This window comes from Rhodoblastus sp., from assembly GCF_052145335.1.
GTDB lineage: Bacteria > Pseudomonadota > Alphaproteobacteria > Rhizobiales > Beijerinckiaceae > Rhodoblastus.
Window position 1 is genome coordinate 13,746 of record NZ_JBKQOU010000174.1, and the last position, 16,174, is coordinate 29,919.

At 63.6% G+C, this 16,174-nt stretch carries 14 protein-coding genes; 9 read left to right on the plus strand and 5 right to left on the minus strand.

Translation table 11 applies throughout. From position 1 onward, the window contains the following. Window positions 1-27 precede the first annotated feature (27 nt). Complete coding sequence (gene efp / locus ACLP2E_RS11340; protein WP_442463600.1) at window positions 28-597, plus strand: elongation factor P; 570 nt, start codon at window positions 28-30, stop codon at window positions 595-597. 88 nt (window positions 598-685) lie between these two features. On the opposite strand, the gene ACLP2E_RS11345 is transcribed toward efp, so the two are convergent. The 4 genes from ACLP2E_RS11345 to dapF form a co-directional block, all read right to left on the minus strand. Beyond that, on the minus strand, window positions 686-1,018 hold the full coding sequence (locus ACLP2E_RS11345) for a hypothetical protein (RefSeq protein ID WP_442463601.1): 333 nt from the start codon (window positions 1,016-1,018) through the stop codon (window positions 686-688). Between the two features lie 93 nt (window positions 1,019-1,111). Beyond that, window positions 1,112-2,008 carry a hypothetical protein gene (locus ACLP2E_RS11350; RefSeq protein WP_442465988.1) on the minus strand — a complete coding sequence of 299 codons (897 nt, stop codon included), beginning with the start codon at window positions 2,006-2,008 and terminating at the stop codon, window positions 1,112-1,114. A 105-nt stretch (window positions 2,009-2,113) separates the two neighbouring features. Next, window positions 2,114-3,382 (minus strand): tRNA (N(6)-L-threonylcarbamoyladenosine(37)-C(2))-methylthiotransferase MtaB, encoded by a 1,269-nt coding sequence (gene mtaB / locus ACLP2E_RS11355; protein ID WP_442465989.1) that lies wholly within the window; start codon window positions 3,380-3,382, stop codon window positions 2,114-2,116. Then, window positions 3,379-4,272: a diaminopimelate epimerase gene (gene dapF / locus ACLP2E_RS11360; RefSeq protein ID WP_442463604.1), complete on the minus strand. Its 894-nt coding sequence runs from the start codon at window positions 4,270-4,272 to the stop codon at window positions 3,379-3,381. The genes mtaB and dapF overlap by 4 nt, the downstream gene beginning before the upstream one ends. A 153-nt stretch (window positions 4,273-4,425) precedes the next feature. Here dapF and ACLP2E_RS11365 point away from each other — a divergent pair, with 153 nt between their 5' ends. The 8 genes from ACLP2E_RS11365 (at window position 4,426) to ACLP2E_RS11400 (ending at window position 15,514) form a co-directional block, all read left to right on the plus strand. Then, the gene (locus ACLP2E_RS11365; protein ID WP_442463605.1) at window positions 4,426-5,067 is read left to right on the plus strand and encodes a GyrI-like domain-containing protein; all 642 of its coding nucleotides are present in this window, start codon (window positions 4,426-4,428) and stop codon (window positions 5,065-5,067) included. 174 nt (window positions 5,068-5,241) lie between these two features. Next, window positions 5,242-5,931: a response regulator transcription factor gene (locus tag ACLP2E_RS11370; protein ID WP_442463606.1), complete on the plus strand. Its 690-nt coding sequence runs from the start codon at window positions 5,242-5,244 to the stop codon at window positions 5,929-5,931. Then, a complete protein-coding gene (locus ACLP2E_RS11375) occupies window positions 5,918-7,276 on the plus strand; it encodes a sensor histidine kinase (RefSeq protein ID WP_442465990.1) in 1,359 nt (452 codons plus the stop codon). The genes ACLP2E_RS11370 and ACLP2E_RS11375 overlap by 14 nt, the downstream gene beginning before the upstream one ends. 173 nt (window positions 7,277-7,449) lie before the next feature. Further along, window positions 7,450-8,922 (plus strand): porin, encoded by a 1,473-nt coding sequence (locus ACLP2E_RS11380; protein ID WP_442463608.1) that lies wholly within the window; start codon window positions 7,450-7,452, stop codon window positions 8,920-8,922. A 285-nt stretch (window positions 8,923-9,207) separates the two neighbouring features. Further along, window positions 9,208-12,372, plus strand: coding sequence for an efflux RND transporter permease subunit (locus tag ACLP2E_RS11385; RefSeq protein WP_442465991.1), 3,165 nt, complete (start codon window positions 9,208-9,210; stop codon window positions 12,370-12,372). Then, entirely contained in the window at window positions 12,369-13,595 is a 1,227-nt protein-coding gene (locus ACLP2E_RS11390; RefSeq protein ID WP_442465992.1) for an efflux RND transporter periplasmic adaptor subunit, read from the plus strand. Before ACLP2E_RS11385 ends, ACLP2E_RS11390 begins: the two co-directional genes overlap by 4 nt. Further along, the gene (locus tag ACLP2E_RS11395; protein ID WP_442465993.1) at window positions 13,592-15,085 is read left to right on the plus strand and encodes an efflux transporter outer membrane subunit; all 1,494 of its coding nucleotides are present in this window, start codon (window positions 13,592-13,594) and stop codon (window positions 15,083-15,085) included. Before ACLP2E_RS11390 ends, ACLP2E_RS11395 begins: the two co-directional genes overlap by 4 nt. Before the next feature lie 63 nt (window positions 15,086-15,148). Further along, entirely contained in the window at window positions 15,149-15,514 is a 366-nt protein-coding gene (locus ACLP2E_RS11400; protein ID WP_442462346.1) for a hypothetical protein, read from the plus strand. Between the two features lie 27 nt (window positions 15,515-15,541). On the opposite strand, the gene ACLP2E_RS11405 is transcribed toward ACLP2E_RS11400, so the two are convergent. Further along, window positions 15,542-16,174 (minus strand): isocitrate/isopropylmalate family dehydrogenase (locus ACLP2E_RS11405; RefSeq protein WP_442465994.1); only part of this gene is annotated, 633 nt, incomplete at its 5' end.

Genomic DNA, 16,174 nt, shown 5'->3' on the forward strand with positions numbered 1-16,174 from the left:
GGCGGGGTCGCTTCAAGGAAGTCAGACGTGAGAGTGATCGCCAGCAACGTCCGCAAGGGCAATATTCTCGAGCACGAGGACGGCCAGCTTTACGCTGTTCTGAGCGCGGAAAGCTTCTTCCCCGGCAAGGGCACGCCGACGACGCAGATCGACATGCGCCGCCTGTCCGACGGCGTGAAGACCACCGTTCGCTACAAGACCACCGAACAGGTTGAGCGCGCCCATGTCGAGGACATGAATTTCAGCTATCTCTATGCGGATGGCGACGGCTACACCTTCATGAACGGCGACAATTACGAACAGATCATCGTGCCGAAGGAAGTGCTCGGCGACCAGGCCGCCTATCTGCAGGAAGGCATGCAGGTCATCCTGTCGGTGTTCAACGGCATCGCGGTGGCGATCCAACTGCCGGCCCGCGTGACGCTGGAAGTGGTCGACACCGAGCCGGTGACCAAGGGCCAGACGGCGTCCTCCTCCTACAAGCCCGCCAAGATGAATAATGGCCTGCGAGTCATGGTGCCGCCGCATATCGGCGTCGGAGCCCGCATCGTCGTCCTCACCGAGGACAATAGCTATGTCGAGCGCGCCAAGGACTGAGGTTGCCGTTCAGCCTGTCCGCAATGCAAAACGGCCGGTTTCCCGGCCGTTTTTTATTAACCAATTTGTTGATTCGCCGGTTCTCGGCTCACCAGGGCGCGTAGCGCGAGAAGCCGGGAAGATCGAACGGGCCGGGCAGGATCGAGTCGTCGCCGAACAACTCGTTGCGATAGGCGCCCCCCGGCGTGCTGTTGAAGGTCGTCGAGTCGTCCATGTAGCGGTTCTCGCTGCCGACCGGCACGACATTGCCGGAATCGAGGAAGCTGCGCTTGACCACGAGGTTCGGGGCTTCGGCGACATGCACATGTTGCACAGGGCGCGCCGCGCGGTGACGATGATGATGCAGCGTTTGCGCCCCGGCGCCGGCGCCGGCCAGCGCACTGGCGGCAAGCGCGAGAGCGAAAAGAGAAAGACGGCGCATTTATGGCTCCTTATGCGGTTGGGAAGAGTTTATCCCTTTGTGGCTGCCTGCGATAGGTTTTTTGCGAGGTAAACTTGGCTGCGGCCTGATTCGCTAACGACGGCGGGCAATTTCGCCACAGGCGCCCATCCTCCGCGCCTTTACGCCGCCAAAAAAATCGCGCAGGGGCCGGTCGGCGCCCGCATTCAGCAGGTCGAGACGATCGACCAGGCAGGCCATATCCTGGGCGCTCAATGGCTCGGAACCCGCCGCACAGGCGAGCCCCGCCAGTGTCAGGCCCGGCTCAGCCCGAACCAGGCGAAACCCACGGCAGTTTTCGCGCGCCAGGTTTTTTTCCGAAAGGGTCAGGGCCGCCGTCTCCAGATCGCCGAAGCGTGTCACTTGCGTCTGCTCCAGTTGCATATGGTCGAGGCTCAGTCCGAGCGGCGCGGCGCGGCGGGCCATGTCGACGAAGAACGGCGGGTCGGCCGCCTTTTCCGCTCCGACCTTTGCCGCTCCAACCTTTTCCGCTCCATGACGGTAGACCGAAAGCCGAAGGAACGGTCTTTTTCCGGCGAATTCGCCGAAAGTCAGCAAATCCTCGCGCCCACCGCCGGTCGCATGGCGCCGCGCCGCGTAATCCAGCTTTTCATGCGCCAGCGAAGGCGCGGGAAGGTCATAGACCCGTACGGGCTTGGCGATTTCGAGCCAGACGGGCGCCGGCGGCGGCGGCGGCGCCTCGCGAACCGGCGCCGCCACCGGAAATTGCGCCAGCAGGCCGACGGCGGCCAATGATATCAGGCCGATCGCCACCGCTTTCACCGCCAGATTGCGCTTGGCATGAGCGAAACGCGCGACCCGCCGGCCAAATTGTCTCGGCAAGGCTTTAGCCAGTGGCGGCCGCGCCTGGGCCAGCGGCGGCCGCGGGCGCGTCCGTTCCTGCCCGGACGGGAGGTCCCGGATAAAGGCGCGGAAGGCGTTTCCGCTTTGGAAGGCAGCAGTCGACGGCATGGCCCATCCTCGCCGTCCAGGAGGACGCGCGTCTGTTCGATCGGCCGATTTTGTCTCTATTTCGCTAGTCTTCGATTACCGCAAGGAAGACTTCTCGATTAACGATTAATCGAAAGTTACGTCGAGCGATCCCAAATCAAAAGCAGTCGCCTCGCCCCAGACCAACATGCCGGGCGGCAGGCCCGGGGTTTTTACCGGCGTAAAATCGTCGGCGCGGCCAATTCCTCCGCGTTCGGTCAGAACGCGCAGCCGACGCCCGACCTGCGTCTGTAAATGGCGACGCAAAGCCTGTTCGCCCTTTTCACGGAGCTGGGCTGCGCGCTGCTTGACCACCTCGGAGGGGATGCGCGGCATGCGCGCGGCGGGGGCGCCGGGGCGCGGCGAAAACGGGAAGACGTGCAGGAAACTCAAGCCGCAGTCCTCGATCAGCGCCAACGAGCGCGCCGCCATGGCTTCATCCTCGGTGGGGAAACCGGCGATGAGATCGGCGCCAAAAACCATGTCCGGGCGCAGGCGGCGCAGGTTGGCGCAGAAGTCGACGCTGTCGCGCCTTGAGTGGCGCCGTTTCATCCGTTTGAGGATCAGATCGTCGCCCGATTGCAGCGACAGATGCAGATAGGGCGCGAGCCTTTGCTCTTCGGCGAAAGCGGCGATGAGATCGGGATCGGCCTCGATGCAGTCGATCGACGACAGGCGCAGGCGCGGCAGTTCGGGGAATTCCCGCAACAGCAGCCGCACCAGTTTCCCGAGTTTCGGCGCTCCCGGCAGATCGGCGCCCCAGGAGGTGAGATCGACCCCTGTCAGCACCAGTTCCTTGTGACCGGTCTCGACGAATCGTCTCGCCTGCGCCAGGATCGTCTCGGGCGGCGCCGAACGCGACGGGCCGCGCCCAAGTGGAATGACGCAAAACGTGCAGCTATGGTCGCAGCCGTTCTGCACCGCCAGAAAAGCGCGGGTATGGCCCTCGATCGCCGCCAGAACACGGGACGGCGCATTGTCGCGACGAGCCGCCTGTGCAATCGGGCCGACATTGGTTCGGGCGTTGAACGACGCCCAGCTGAGCGGCCGGGTTTTTTCGGCATTGCCCATCACATGCGCCACTTCTGGCATGGCGGCGAAGTTTTCGGGCTCGATCTGCGCGGCGCAGCCCGTGACGACGATGCGGACATCGGGACGCTGGCGCTTGAGTTTTCGGATCGCCTGACGGGCCTGGCGCGACGATTCTCCGGTGACAGCGCAGGTGTTGACGACGACGAGATTGTCTTCGCCGCCCTGTGACGCCAGCTCCCGGATGGTCTGCGACTCGACCATGTTGAGGCGGCAGCCGAAGGTCACGACCTCCACCATCCCAGGCCCCTGTGCGCCCTCTGTCATGGCGCTGCCGCCGCGGCGCCGAAAATCGCCGAATCGATTTTGGCCACAAACTCCAGCTCGACCGGGCCGGTCATCTCGATATGATCGTCCTCCTCGCGCCAGGAGATGATGAGGCTCCCGCCCGGCAGGTCGATGGTGGCGCGACGTCGCGTCAATCCGGCGCGGACGGCGGCGACCAGCGTCGCGCAGGCCGCCGTGCCGCAAGCCAGGGTCAAGCCCGCGCCACGCTCCCAGACGTTCAAGCGCACATGGTCCGGGGACAGGACCTGCGCCAGCGAAACATTGATGCGTTGCGGAAACAGCGGATCATGTTCGACCACAGGTCCAATGGCGGCGAGATCGAATTTTTCCGCCTCAGGGACGAAAAAAATCGCATGCGGGTTGCCCATGCTGACGCAGGAGGCCGGCGGCAGGCCAAAAAGATCGAGATCGACGGCGCCGGTGTCGGCAACCGCATGAGCCAAGGGAATTTCGCGCCAGTCGAGACGCGGGCGACCCATATCGACGGTAAAGGACAAAGGCCCTTCCCGCCGCACGCTGAGTTTGCCGGCCGATGTGGCGAGATTTATCGTCGTCGCCCCGGTCCGCTCAGCCAAATAATGCGCGACGCAGCGCGTGCCGTTACCGCAGGAGGCCGAAAGCGAACCGTCCTGATTGAAAATGGTCATGAAGGCGTGTTCGCCCGGCGAGATGGGATCACTGATCGCCATCAACTGGTCGTAGGCAAGCCCAGGCGTGGCGGCGAGCGCGCGCGCATCCTCAGGCGTCGGGACATAATCCGTTCCGCGTAGATCGAGCACCAGAATGGCGTTGCCAGCGCCGTTCATCTTGACGATGGAACGGCCAGGCAGTTCATGCGCCGGGGGCGCCGCAATTTTTATTTCACTCAAGGGCCCTGTCCGTAAAAACTTCTGTTCATGTCGGGTTTAGGCGGAATATAGGAGAAAAGACCGCCGGGGGCCATATAGCGGTCAAATCCCGGGCGCTAGACTGGATTGATTCGCGCGCCGTCTCGAAGCGGCGAAGCGGTTTGGAGATTTCGCATGCAGAACGGCAAATTTTTCACGGGCCATACCGCCAGGCTGGTTCTGCTGCTGGCCACTATCGCCGCGCCTTTGCCCTCGCTGGCGCAACCCGCGCCGGCCGAGGCGCCAAAAGCCGAGGCGCCCAAGGAGGCGCCGCCCGCCGCCCCCGACACTTCCGCCGCCCCCGCTGAGGACAGCTCGATCCAGACCGTTGAAGTCGCCGCCGGCGTCGTCATCCAGACCAATGGCGCCGCCAGTTGGGAGGAAGGCTATGGCAAGATCGGCGAAGCTTTGGCCAAATTGCGCGCCAGCGCCGAAAAGGCCGGCTTGAAAGTCACGGGCCGTCCGCTCGCGGTTTTCACCGACACCGACGACGCCGGCTTCAAATTCAACGCCATGCTGCCGGTCGAGGCCGCGGCTGACGCCAAGCCCAATCTTGGACCCGATGTTTCGCTGGCGCAGTCGCCCAGCGGCAAGGCGATCAGGTTTCAACATCGCGGCGCCTATGACGATATCGACACGACCTATGACGCCATCACCGCCTATCTCGACGAAAAGGGTCTGGAAGCGCGCAACCTGTTCGTCGAGGAATATCTGACCGACGCCAAGGATTCCTCCGATATGGCGCTGCAGGTCGATATTTTCGTGTTCTTGAAGTGACGGCGGCTCTAATCTAACGAAAAAGGTCAAACTCTCCTCATCGGCAGGCGCCCGTTCGCTAATTCGGGACGAAACAGCGCGAACGCGCCTCTCGCTGCTGCTGGAGTGGGGACGTGATGTGTTCGCTTTGCAATTATCCTCGCCCGGCAATTCAGTCGCGCAAAAAGATTCGGCATGAACGACCGCAAATCCGCCCCGATTTATGTCTGCGAAGACGAGCCGGAGCTGGCCAAGGCGATCGCAGCGGAGCTGCGCGGGCGCTATGATGTGGTGGTGAGCGACACGGGCGCCGAAGCGGTCGCCGCGGCGCGCGCTGGGCAGGCGTTGCTTTTGGTGATGGACCGCCGGCTCAAGGGCGCCGATGGTTTGCGGCTCGTGGAAGAGCTGCGCGGAAAAGGCGACCGGACGCCGGTACTGATGATCAGCGCCCTGAGCGGTGTCGACGAGCGCATTGCCGGCCTGCGCGCGGGCGGCGACGATTACCTGGTCAAGCCTTTCGCCATGGCGGAGTTTTCCGCGCGGGTGGACGCCTTGGTCCGCCGCCTTTCCGACGCGCCGCGGACGGTCCTGATCGCCGGACCGTTGAGCATGGAGTTGATCTCGCGGAAAGTCCGCCGCGATGGGCGGGAAATCGACCTTCTGCCGCGCGAGTTCAAGCTGCTGGAATATTTCATGCGCCGGCCGGGGCTGGTGGTGACGCGGCAAATGTTGCTGGAGGATGTCTGGAATTATCGCTTTCACGTGCAGAGCAATGTCGTGGACGTGCATATCCGCAATTTGCGCCAGAAACTCGACGCGCCGGGCGAAAAAAGGCTGATCGTCAATCTGCGTGGCGAAGGATTCGTGCTCGATGCGCAGCCGTGACCTGATCCGCTCGACCCCCCTGCGTCTGGCTTTTGCTTTCGCCTTGGCCATGGTCGCGCTCACCAGCGGCGTCTTCGCCTTTGTCTATGTGGCGACAACCAATGCCTGGATCGCCCAATTGCAGCATGTTTTCGCCGACGAGGTGGAAAAGGCCGCCTCAAGCGACGACGACCGGCTGCGCCGCGCTCTGTCGCTGCGGCTGACCCGCGATTTCCGTCGCGTGAATTACGTCGCGCTTTACGATTCCTCCGGGAGGCTGGTTTTTGGCAATTTAGACCATCGTCCGGACATTCCGGTCGATGGAAAGGCGCGCGTCGTCGACGATTTCCAGGCCGCGGCAGGCGCCGAGCCGGAGCCGATCTTGCTGGTCGCCCGCGCCCGTCCCAATGGCGAGGTCATCGTTCTGGGGCGCAGCCTCGAGGAAGTCGCAACGCTGCGCCGCATTCTCGCCCACGCCTTGTCCTTCGCCATCCTGCCGCTGGCGGCCAGCGCCTTGGCCCTCGGCCTGTTCTTCGCCCGTCGCACCGCGTCGCGCATCCGCGAAATCGACCGCGCCATAGAAACGATCGTGCTGGGCGATTTGCGCGCCCGCCTGCCACGGTCGGGCATCGAGGAACTCGACGGGGTGATCGGCTCGGTCAATCTCATGCTCGACGAAATCGAGCGCCTGCTCGGGCAATTGGCGAGCGTTGGCGACAATATCGCCCATGACCTCCGCGCGCCCATCGTCAATGTCCGCGCCATGCTTGAACAGGCGTTGGCGACCGCGCCGAAAAACGATCCCTTGCGCGCGCCGGTCCAGTCCGCCTTGCGCCAACTCGACCGCGCCTTGACGACTATCGCCGCCTTGCTGCGCATCTCCTCGATCGAGAATGAACGCCGGCATTCCGCCTTCAGCCAGATCGACCTGGCCACGCTCTGCGCCGAACTGCAAGAGTTCTTCCTGCCGCTCGCACAGGCCAAGGGCGTCGAGATGACGCTTGCCGCTGAAAAGCCGGTCTGGCGGCTCGGCGACGCCGATCTGATGCGCGAGGCCATCGCCAATCTCATCGACAACGCGCTGAAATTCACGCCGCGCGGCGGCGGCGTCCGCATCGAGGCCCGCGAGCGGGACGGCCTCGCGCTTGTCGAGGTCAGCGACAACGGGCGCGGCGTGCCGGCCGCCGAGGCGAAAGACATTTTCTGCCGCTTCGCTCGCGCCAAGGGCGGCGCCGACCAACCCGGCGCCGGCATCGGCTTGAGCATAGCCGAAACGATTGCGCGGCTGCACCGGATGGAGCTGATCGTCGCCGATAATGCGCCGGGCGCGCAGTTCATCCTGCGCGAAAAACCACCGGCCGGTTAGGGGCGAAAGGCCCTTGGAGCTTCAACCGGCCTGCTTCCGCTTGGCCATGGCGGTTCTCGCTGTTTTCATGTTATCGCTGGGAATGCCGGGCACAACGATCGCGGAAGGCTCCGATCGTTCGCCGGTTTGAATCCCGCCGTAAGGACGCAAGATCGCATTTCATGAAGTCGCCGATGAAAACGACCTGCATTGCAGTCGCAGCCTTCGCAGGATTCATCGGTGCGGCCCATTGCGACCAGTTGAGCCAGATTCAACGCCAGACCAGGGAGCTTCGCAAGGAGAGCCTGATTTTGGCGGCGCGCCTGAAGCGGCTGGAGTTGCGCAGCGCCGCTCAAGAAAAACGTCCCCCACCAGCGCCCGTCCCGGCGGCTCCGCCTCCGTTTCAAGCGCTGATGGAGGGCGGCCCGATTACCTGGCGCGGGATCACGTTTTACGGCGCCGTCGACGCTGGCGCGGCCTGGCAAAGTCACGGCGCGCCTTTCAACGGTCTTTATCCGCAAGGGCTGCAATATCGCATTTCAAAAAACAGCAATCAGGCCGGCTTCGGTTTCGCGCCCAACGCATTAGGCTATTCGAACCTGGGCCTGAAGGGAACGGAAGCGCTAAACTCCGACCTCGCGGTGATCTTCGACCTCAACACCGAATTCAACCCGGGGTCTGGAATGATCGCCAACGGTCCAGGCTCGCTGGCGCAAAACAACGGCGTAGCCCTGGCATCGCAGAGCTCGAGGGGCGATTCCGCCCTCGCCGGGCAGGCGCTCAATAATTTCGCCTATATCGGCCTGTCGTCGCAGACTTTTGGCGCCCTGACGGTAGGGCGGCAGAAAAGCCTGGTTTCCGATCATGCATCCGCCTACGACCCGATGGATTCGGCGCCCGCTTTCTCGGTCATCACCGGGTCGTTCTCCGGCGGGGGCAATACCGAGAACTCGCGGCTCGACAATGTGCTCAAATATCGACTTGGCTATGGTCAGGCGCGCTTCGCTGCGCTCTATCAGGTGGGCGCCGGACCCGCGTCGCAGGGCGCCTATCAATTTTCGCTTGGCGGCGACATCGGCGCCCTGTCCTTCGACGCGACCTTCAGTCACATCAGCGGCTCGGTTTCCGTTTCATCCTTGAGCGCGTCGCAGGTGGCCGTCGAGCCGCCCGGATCGCTTTCGGGAACGATTTCGGACAATACGGGGATCATGCTCGCCGCGAAATATACATACGAGCGTTTCAAATTCTACGGCGGTTACGCCGCGGCGCAATATGCCGACCCGCGAACGCCGGTTGCGCCGGGGTTTTCCGGCCTCGGCGGCTATGACATCAGCGTTACCAACAATACCGCCTTTCAGTATCACGACAGGATGCGGCAGGTATTCTGGACCGGCGTTCGATACGCTTACGACGACCATTTCGAATTGGCTGGCGCTTTCTACCATGCGTTGCAGAACAGCTATGGTCAAAATGGGTGCAACACGACGGAGTCGAGCACCTGCTCCGGCACGCTGGACGCCGTCTCCGGCGTCGTTATCTATCACGCGTCCACGAAGTTCGAGGCCTATGGCGGCGCGATGTATTCCGTCGTCGCCAATGGCTACGCCAGCGGTTATCTCTATCGCAATAGCGTCGACCCGACGGTGGGCGTCCGCTACCTGTTCTGAGCGGCAGGTAAGCCTCCAGCCTGAACGCAGGCGGTAGCCGGAAAAAGACTGCCGGTGGCAACCTGTCGAGCGGCCCGGCGTCATCATGCGAAGGCGCGTGGATCTTCGACACGTACATGTCCGATCAATTTATAATGCTTGCACATCGCCGACCAGCCGCGCGGATTGCGTCGAGGCGGACGAATAAAATAAATTTCATTTCCGGAATACGTCGCAAGCGCTTATGTTCGCGCCAAATTCGTGGTGGTCGCTAACCGCGCCATATCACTGTGTCTGAAGGGTCGAATGCTCGCTCTCGTCCGCATCGCGCTGAAACGGCCCTATACTTTCGTAGTCATGGCGATGCTGATCGTCATTTTCGGCGTCCTGGCATGGATTCGCACCCCGACCGATATTTTTCCGGCGATCCGCATTCCGGTCGTCGCCGTGGTCTGGACCTATAATGGCCTGCCGCCGGACGACATGTCGGGGCGGGTGGTCTATTTTTACGAACGATCGATCAGCGCGACGGTGAACGATATCGAACATATCGAATCGCAGTCTCTGGCCGGCTATGGCGTGGTCAAGATTTTCTTCCAGCCGACCGTCAACATCAATTCCGCCCTCGCCCAGATCACCGCCGCCTCGCAGACCGTGCTGAAACTACTGCCTCCGGGGATCACGCCGCCCTATGTGCTGACTTTCGACGCCGCCAGCGTGCCGGTGATCCAGCTCGCCTTTTCCAGCGACAAGATCTCCGACGCCAAGATATTCGACTTCGCGCAGAACACCATCCGGCCGCAGCTCGCCACGGTGGCGGGCGCGGCCGTGCCCTCGCCTTATGGCGGCAAGGTGCGGCAGGTGCAGATCGACGTCGATCAAGCGAAATTGCGCTCCTATGGCCTGTCCGCCGAGGATGTCGTCACTGCGGTGGGCCGGCAGGACCTGATCATTCCGGTCGGCACCCAGAAAATCGGCAGCAAGGAATATGTCATCCAGCTCAACGATTCGCCTGACACCATCGATGACCTGAATTTTCTGCCGATTCGCACCGCCAATGGCGCGACGGTGCGGATCGGCGACGTGGCGCATGTGCATGACAGCTATCCCCCGCAGATCAACATGGTGCGCGTCGACGGCGCCAATGCGGTGCTGATGACCATCGTCAAGGCCGGCTCCGCCTCGACGCTCGACGTCATCAACGGCGTCAAGCAGCTTTTGCCGCGGCTGCGCGAACTGATCCCAGCGGAGCTGAAACTGGCGGTGGTCGGCGACCAGTCGCCTTTCGTGCAAAATGCCGTCTCCTCGGTGATTTTCGAGGGCGCGCTGGCGGCGACCCTGACCGGCCTGATGATCCTGGTCTTCCTTGGCAGCTGGCGCTCGACCGTCATCATCATCATCGCCATTCCCTTGGCGATCCTGACCTCGGTCGCCCTGCTGGCCGCGACTGGCGAAAACATCAATGTCATGACCCTTGGCGGACTGGCGCTCGCCGTCGGCATCCTGGTCGACGACGGCACCGTGACCATCGAAAACATCAATTTCCAGCTTGAGCAGAAGAAGGAAATCGAGGCGGCGATCATGGACGGCGCGCGGCAGATCGTCATTCCCGCCACGGTGTCGTTGTTGTGCATCTGCATCGTCTTCGTGCCGATGTTCGGGCTCGGCGGCATCTCCGGCTATCTTTTCCGCCCCATGGCCAAGGCCGTGGTTTTCGCGCTGATCGGCTCCTACATCCTGGCGCGCACGCTGGTGCCGACCATGGCCAATTACCTGCTCGGGGGCCACGCGCACGATCCCGACGCGCCGCCGCGCACGATTTTCGGGCGTTTCCAACGCGGATTCGAGCATCGGTTCGACGGGTTGCGGCGGTTTTATGCGCGGACGCTCGAGGCCGCCATGCGGCTGCGCTGGATTTTCATTCTCGGATTTTTGGGATTTGTCGCGGCCTCGTTGCTGCTCTTTCCCTTCCTAGGCCAGAATTTCTTCCCCGATATCGAAAGCGTCCAACTCAAGTTGCATGTGCGCGGGCCGACCGGGCTGCGCATCGAGGAAACGGGGCGGCTGGTCAACAGGGTCGAGACGGCGATCGGCGATATTGCGGGGCCCGGGATTGTCGCCACGATGGTCGACAACATCGGCATGCCGATCAGCGGCATCAACGCCGCCTATGGCAATTCCGGCACGATCGGCTCGGCTGACGCCGACATTCTGATCACCCTGCAAGAGGGGCAGGAAAAGAACAGTGCGGAACTGGTCCGGCGTCTGCGTGAAAAACTGCCCGAGCAATTCCCCGACGCAACCTTCGCCTTCCTGCCCGCCGACATCGTCACGCAGATCCTCAATTTCGGTCTCCCGGCGCCGATCGACGTTCAGGTGGTCGGCAATAATCTCGAGGGCAATCGCATCCTGGCCAACAAGCTTCTGAAGCGCATCGCCGAAGTGACCGGGGTGGCCGACGCGCGCATCCAGCAGCCGGCCGACCTGCCGACGATCAAGGTCGATGTCGACCGGACCCAGGCGGATCGGCTCGGCGTCACCGAAAGGGACATCGCCACCTCGCTGCAGATCACGCTCGCCGGTTCGATCCAGACCAATCCGACCTTCTGGCTCAATCCGCAAAATGGCGTCTCCTATCCGGTGGTGACGCAGACGCCGCAATACTGGATGCAGTCTTTCAGCGATCTGGCGCGCATCCCCGTCTCGCAAGGCAAGTCGCCGCAGATTCTCGGCGCCGTCGCGGATATCAGCCGGGCGTCGAGCAACGCCGTGGTCTCGCATTATTCGGTGCAGCCGGTAATCGACATTTACGCCACCAACAGCGGTCGCGATCTCGGCGGCGTCTCCGCCGACATCCAACGCATCATTCACGAACTCGACGCGGAGCGCCCGCGCGGTTCGCAGATCATCCTGCGCGGCCAGACCGCGACCATGACGTCGGCCTATAGCCAGCTCTATCAGGGGCTGGCTTTGGCGGTGGTGCTGATTTATCTGTTGATCGTCGTCAATTTCCAGTCGTGGCTGGATCCGTTCGTCATTGTCGCCGCCTTGCCTGCCGCGCTCGCCGGAGTGGTCTGGATGCTGTTCGCCACCCATACGACGCTTTCGGTTCCCGCCTTGACCGGCGCGATCATGTGCATGGGCGTGGCGACCGCCAATTCGATCCTGGTGGTCAGCTTCGCGCGGGAACAGCTGGCGGAAGGGTTCGAGCCCTTCGCGGCGGCGCTCAACGCCGGCGTCGGCCGTTTTCGCCCGGTGCTGATGACGGCTCTCGCGATGATCATCGGCATGGCGCCGATGGCGCTTTCCGCCGAGCAGAACGCGCCGCTCGGCCGGGCGGTCATCGGCGGCCTGATCTTCGCCACCGTCGCCACCCTGATTTTCGTGCCGGTGGTTTTCGCCATGGCGCATTCCCGCAAACCGCGCTCCGAGGCCTTCATGCCACCGTCTTCAACCGAGATGTCGTCATGAACGAAGATATGGCGAACGAAGGCCTGGCGCACGAAAACACAGCGCATGACCCGGCGCCAGCACGGCCGATCGCGCCCGTCAGGCGACGTCGCATCGGCCTGTGGCTGATCCCTCTCGCCTCGGTCATCCTGGCCGGCTATGTCGCTTTCGCCCTTGTGCAGCGCCGCGCAAGCCAGACCGATCTCGCCGCCTGGACGCGCGATCGGGCAGTTCCCTATGTCGCCGTCATTCATCCGCATTCGGACGCCAGCCCGCAGGTTCTCGCGCTGCCGGGCAATATCTCGGCCTGGTACGAAGCCTCGATCCACTCGCAGGTCGCCGGCTATATCAAAAGCTGGAGCAAGGATATCGGCGCGCATGTGAAGAAAGGCGACGTGCTCGCGGAAATCGACACGCCGGAGCTGGACGAGCGTCTCGCCCAGGCGCGCGAGGAACTGAGCCGGGCGCAAGCGAACCTGTCCCTGGCCAAGGTGACGGCGGAGCGCTGGGCGGCGCTGCGCAGCTCGTCGGCCGTCTCCAAACAATCCAGCGACGAGAAGGCGAGCGACGAGAAGGTCAAGCAGGCCGATGTCGGCGCCGCGAGCGCCAATCTCGACCGGCTCAAGGCGCAAAAGGTTTTCGCGCTGATCGTGGCGCCTTTCGACGGCGTGGTGACGGCGCGCAATATCGACATCGGCTCCTACGTCGCTCCCGATCGAAACTCCGAGGCGATGTTCAAGGTCGCCGACATTCATGAAGTGCGCATTTACGTCAATGTCCCGCAGATCTATTCCGCGCGGCTGAAACCGGGAATGAAGGCGACCTTCACCACGCCGCAAATGCCGGGGCGGGTCTTCACCACGACCATCGCCACGACTTCCAACGCCATTGGCGCGCAGACCGGCAGCCTTCTGGTCGAGCTGGACATGCCCAATGTAGATGGCTCGCTCTATCCCGGCTCCTACGCCGATGTGCATTTCGAACTTCCGGTCGATGCGAGCCAGCTGCGCATCGCATCCAGCGCCTTGTCAATCGGCGAGCGCGGCACACGGGTGGCGATTGTCGATGCCGACGATCGCGTCAGGTTCAAAACGGTGACCATCGCCAAGGATTTCGGTTCGGAAGTCGCCATAGCCGGGGGGCTTGCTCCAGAGGATCGCGTGATCGACAATCCGGCCGAAACCTTGACCGACGGCGATCAGGTGCGTATAGCCGGCGCGAAATCACCGAGCGCCAGCGAATGAGATTCTGGATCGCCTGCGGGCTTTGTGTCGCCTTGGCCGGCTCCCTGGCCGGCTGCGACCTCGCGCCGAATTACGCGCCGCCGGCAATCGACGTTCCTGCGCGGTTCAAGACCGCTTTGCCACCCGCCGACGGACAGGTCGGCGACGGCTGGTGGCGATCTTTTCACAGTGTCGAACTCGACCGGCTGGAGGCGCGGATCGAGGCGGACAATCCCGGTTTCGCGGCGGCCCTGGCGCGTTACCAACGCGCCAAGGCGTTCATCGACCTCGCCGCCTCGGCCTTTTATCCGGGTCTGGTGGGACAGCCCGCGCTCAGCGACAACAAGCAGTCCGCGACCCGGCCGCTGCGCTCCAAGGGGCAACCCACCTATTATGGGGCCAACCAGCTGTTCGCCCAGGCGACCTGGGAAGTCGACCTGTGGGGCCGCATTCGCGACAATATCGCCGCAGCCGAAGCGGGGGCTCAGTCCAATGACGACCTGCTCGAAGCGACCCGCCAGTCTCTGCACGCCAGCCTCGCCCGCGCCTATATCGCCTTGCGCGGGGCGGACGCGCAGGCGGCGCTGCTGGCGCGCACCATCGTCATTTACAAATCCGCGCTCGATCTGACCGAGCAGCGTTTGAAGGGCAATGTCGCGCCGCCGATCGACGTCGAGCGCGCCAAGGTGCAATTGGCCAACGCTCAGGCCGCCGCCGCCGATATCGCCCAGAGCCGCGCCGTGCTGGAGGACGCTCTGGCGGCTCTGGTCGGCGAGCCCGCCTCTTCCTTCAAGATCGCTCCGGCCGCTACGCAACCCTCCATGCCGCGCCCGCCCCGCGCCGCGCCGTCCGATCTGCTGCTGCGCCGCCCCGACGTCGCCGCCGCCGAACGACTGATCCTGGTGGCCAACGAGCGCATCGGCGCCGCCAAGGCGGATTTCTTTCCGCGATTCTACCTGCTTCTGAACGGCGGCACCCAGTCCACCACCCTGCAATTGTTCAATCTGCAGAACAGCCTGTGGAGCGTCGGTCCCGCCGCCACCGTACCTATATTCGACGGCGGACAGCGGCAAGCGAACCTCGACGTCGCACGCGCCGATTTTTCGGCGGCGGCGGCCGATTACAAGTCGACCGTTTTCGCCGCCTTCCAGGATGTCGAGGACGCTTTGGCGTCGATCCGCCTGCTGGGCCAGGAACACGCGGCGCTGGCGGTTTCGGCGCTGGCGGCCCAGCGGGCGTTGGACATGTCTATGGCCCTCTACAAGGACGGCGCCGCCTCGTCGCTCGACGTCGTCACCTCGCAAAGCGCGGCGCTCGACGCGCAACGAGCCGAGCTTGCGGTGCAGACGCGTTTGCTGGAGCAATATGTCGCTCTCATGCTGGCGCTGGGCGGCGGCTGGAGCGGCCAGGCGCCGCCAACTCCGCCGACGACGACGCCCGGCATTGCGCTGCTCGGCCCGCAGGGTCAGGATCCGTCGTCGAACGGGGACATGAAGAACGCGCCGCGCTGAACGTGCGACCGGGTGGGGGAGTTCTGGCAAATGGAATGCTGCGAGCAATGCCTGTTTTGGAAAATGGCGCGCGCGAGCGAGGGCTGGTGCCTCCGCCGCGCTCCCAGCGCGGCCAGCGAAGCCGAAAGGATCGCCCATTGGCCAACCACGCACGGCTCGCAGGGTTGCGGCGAATTCCTGGCGACCGGCTCGGCCTATGAAATGGTCGTTTGCGCCGACTGCCGTTATTGGCGCAAGCCCGCCCAGGGCCTGCAGCCGGTGGATCGCGGCGACAAGCCATGGGCATGGTGGACGCAGGCCGGCAAATGCGCCCGCCATGCGCCGACGCCGCAATCCGAACCCGGCCCGCGCGCATTCTGGCGCGCCAGCCACGCGACGGATTCCTGCGCCGAAGGACTGCTCCGGTCCCACTCCGACGAAAAAAAATAGCGCCGGAGCGCCGCCGGCTGGCTTTCTTTACAGCGTCTTTTGCAGCGCCGCGACGATGGCGTCGCCCATGGCCGAGGTCGAAATGCTCGCCGCCGCCTCGCCCTTGATGTCGGCAGTGCGCAAGCCGCTCGCCAGCACATCGGAAATGGCTTTTTCGATCCGGTCGGCGGCCTCGCCAAGGCCGAAGGAATAGCGCAGGGCCATGCCGAAAGACCCGATCATGGCGATCGGATTGGCGATGCCCTTGCCGGCGATATCGGGCGCCGAGCCATGCACCGGTTCGTACATCGCCTTGCGCTTGCCGTTGGCGTCGGCCGCGCCGAGCGAAGCCGAAGGCAGCATGCCGAGCGAGCCGGTGAGCATCGAGGCGACGTCGGACAGCATGTCGCCGAACAGGTTGTCGGTGACGATCACGTCGAATTGCTTCGGCCAGCGCACCAGTTGCATGCCGAGCGCATCGGCGAGCATGTGCTCCAGCTTGACGTCGGAATAGCTCTTCTGATGCAGGCTGGTGACGACTTCCTTCCACAACACGCCGGACTTCATCACATTGTGCTTTTCCGACGAGGTCACCTTGTTGTTGCGCTTGCGCGCCAGTTCAAACGCCACGGCGGCGATGCGCTCGATCTCGAAGGTGTCGTAAACCTGGGTGTCGATGGC

Bases quoted from the DNA above. Each gene is read 5' to 3' on its own strand.
- ACLP2E_RS11350 (WP_442465988.1), bottom strand. From the start codon at position 2,008: ATGCCGTCGACTGCTGCCTTCCAAAGCGGAAACGCCTTCCGCGCCTTT.
- ACLP2E_RS11365 (WP_442463605.1), top strand. From the start codon at position 4,426: ATGCAGAACGGCAAATTTTTCACGGGCCATACCGCCAGGCTGGTTCTG.
- ACLP2E_RS11370 (WP_442463606.1), top strand. From the start codon at position 5,242: ATGAACGACCGCAAATCCGCCCCGATTTATGTCTGCGAAGACGAGCCG.
- ACLP2E_RS11345 (WP_442463601.1), bottom strand. From the start codon at position 1,018: ATGCGCCGTCTTTCTCTTTTCGCTCTCGCGCTTGCCGCCAGTGCGCTG.
- ACLP2E_RS11390 (WP_442465992.1), top strand. From the start codon at position 12,369: ATGAACGAAGATATGGCGAACGAAGGCCTGGCGCACGAAAACACAGCG.
- ACLP2E_RS11380 (WP_442463608.1), top strand. From the start codon at position 7,450: ATGAAAACGACCTGCATTGCAGTCGCAGCCTTCGCAGGATTCATCGGT.
- ACLP2E_RS11385 (WP_442465991.1), top strand. From the start codon at position 9,208: ATGCTCGCTCTCGTCCGCATCGCGCTGAAACGGCCCTATACTTTCGTA.
- ACLP2E_RS11395 (WP_442465993.1), top strand. From the start codon at position 13,592: ATGAGATTCTGGATCGCCTGCGGGCTTTGTGTCGCCTTGGCCGGCTCC.
- ACLP2E_RS11400 (WP_442462346.1), top strand. From the start codon at position 15,149: ATGGCGCGCGCGAGCGAGGGCTGGTGCCTCCGCCGCGCTCCCAGCGCG.
- mtaB (WP_442465989.1), bottom strand. From the start codon at position 3,382: ATGACAGAGGGCGCACAGGGGCCTGGGATGGTGGAGGTCGTGACCTTC.
- ACLP2E_RS11375 (WP_442465990.1), top strand. From the start codon at position 5,918: ATGCGCAGCCGTGACCTGATCCGCTCGACCCCCCTGCGTCTGGCTTTT.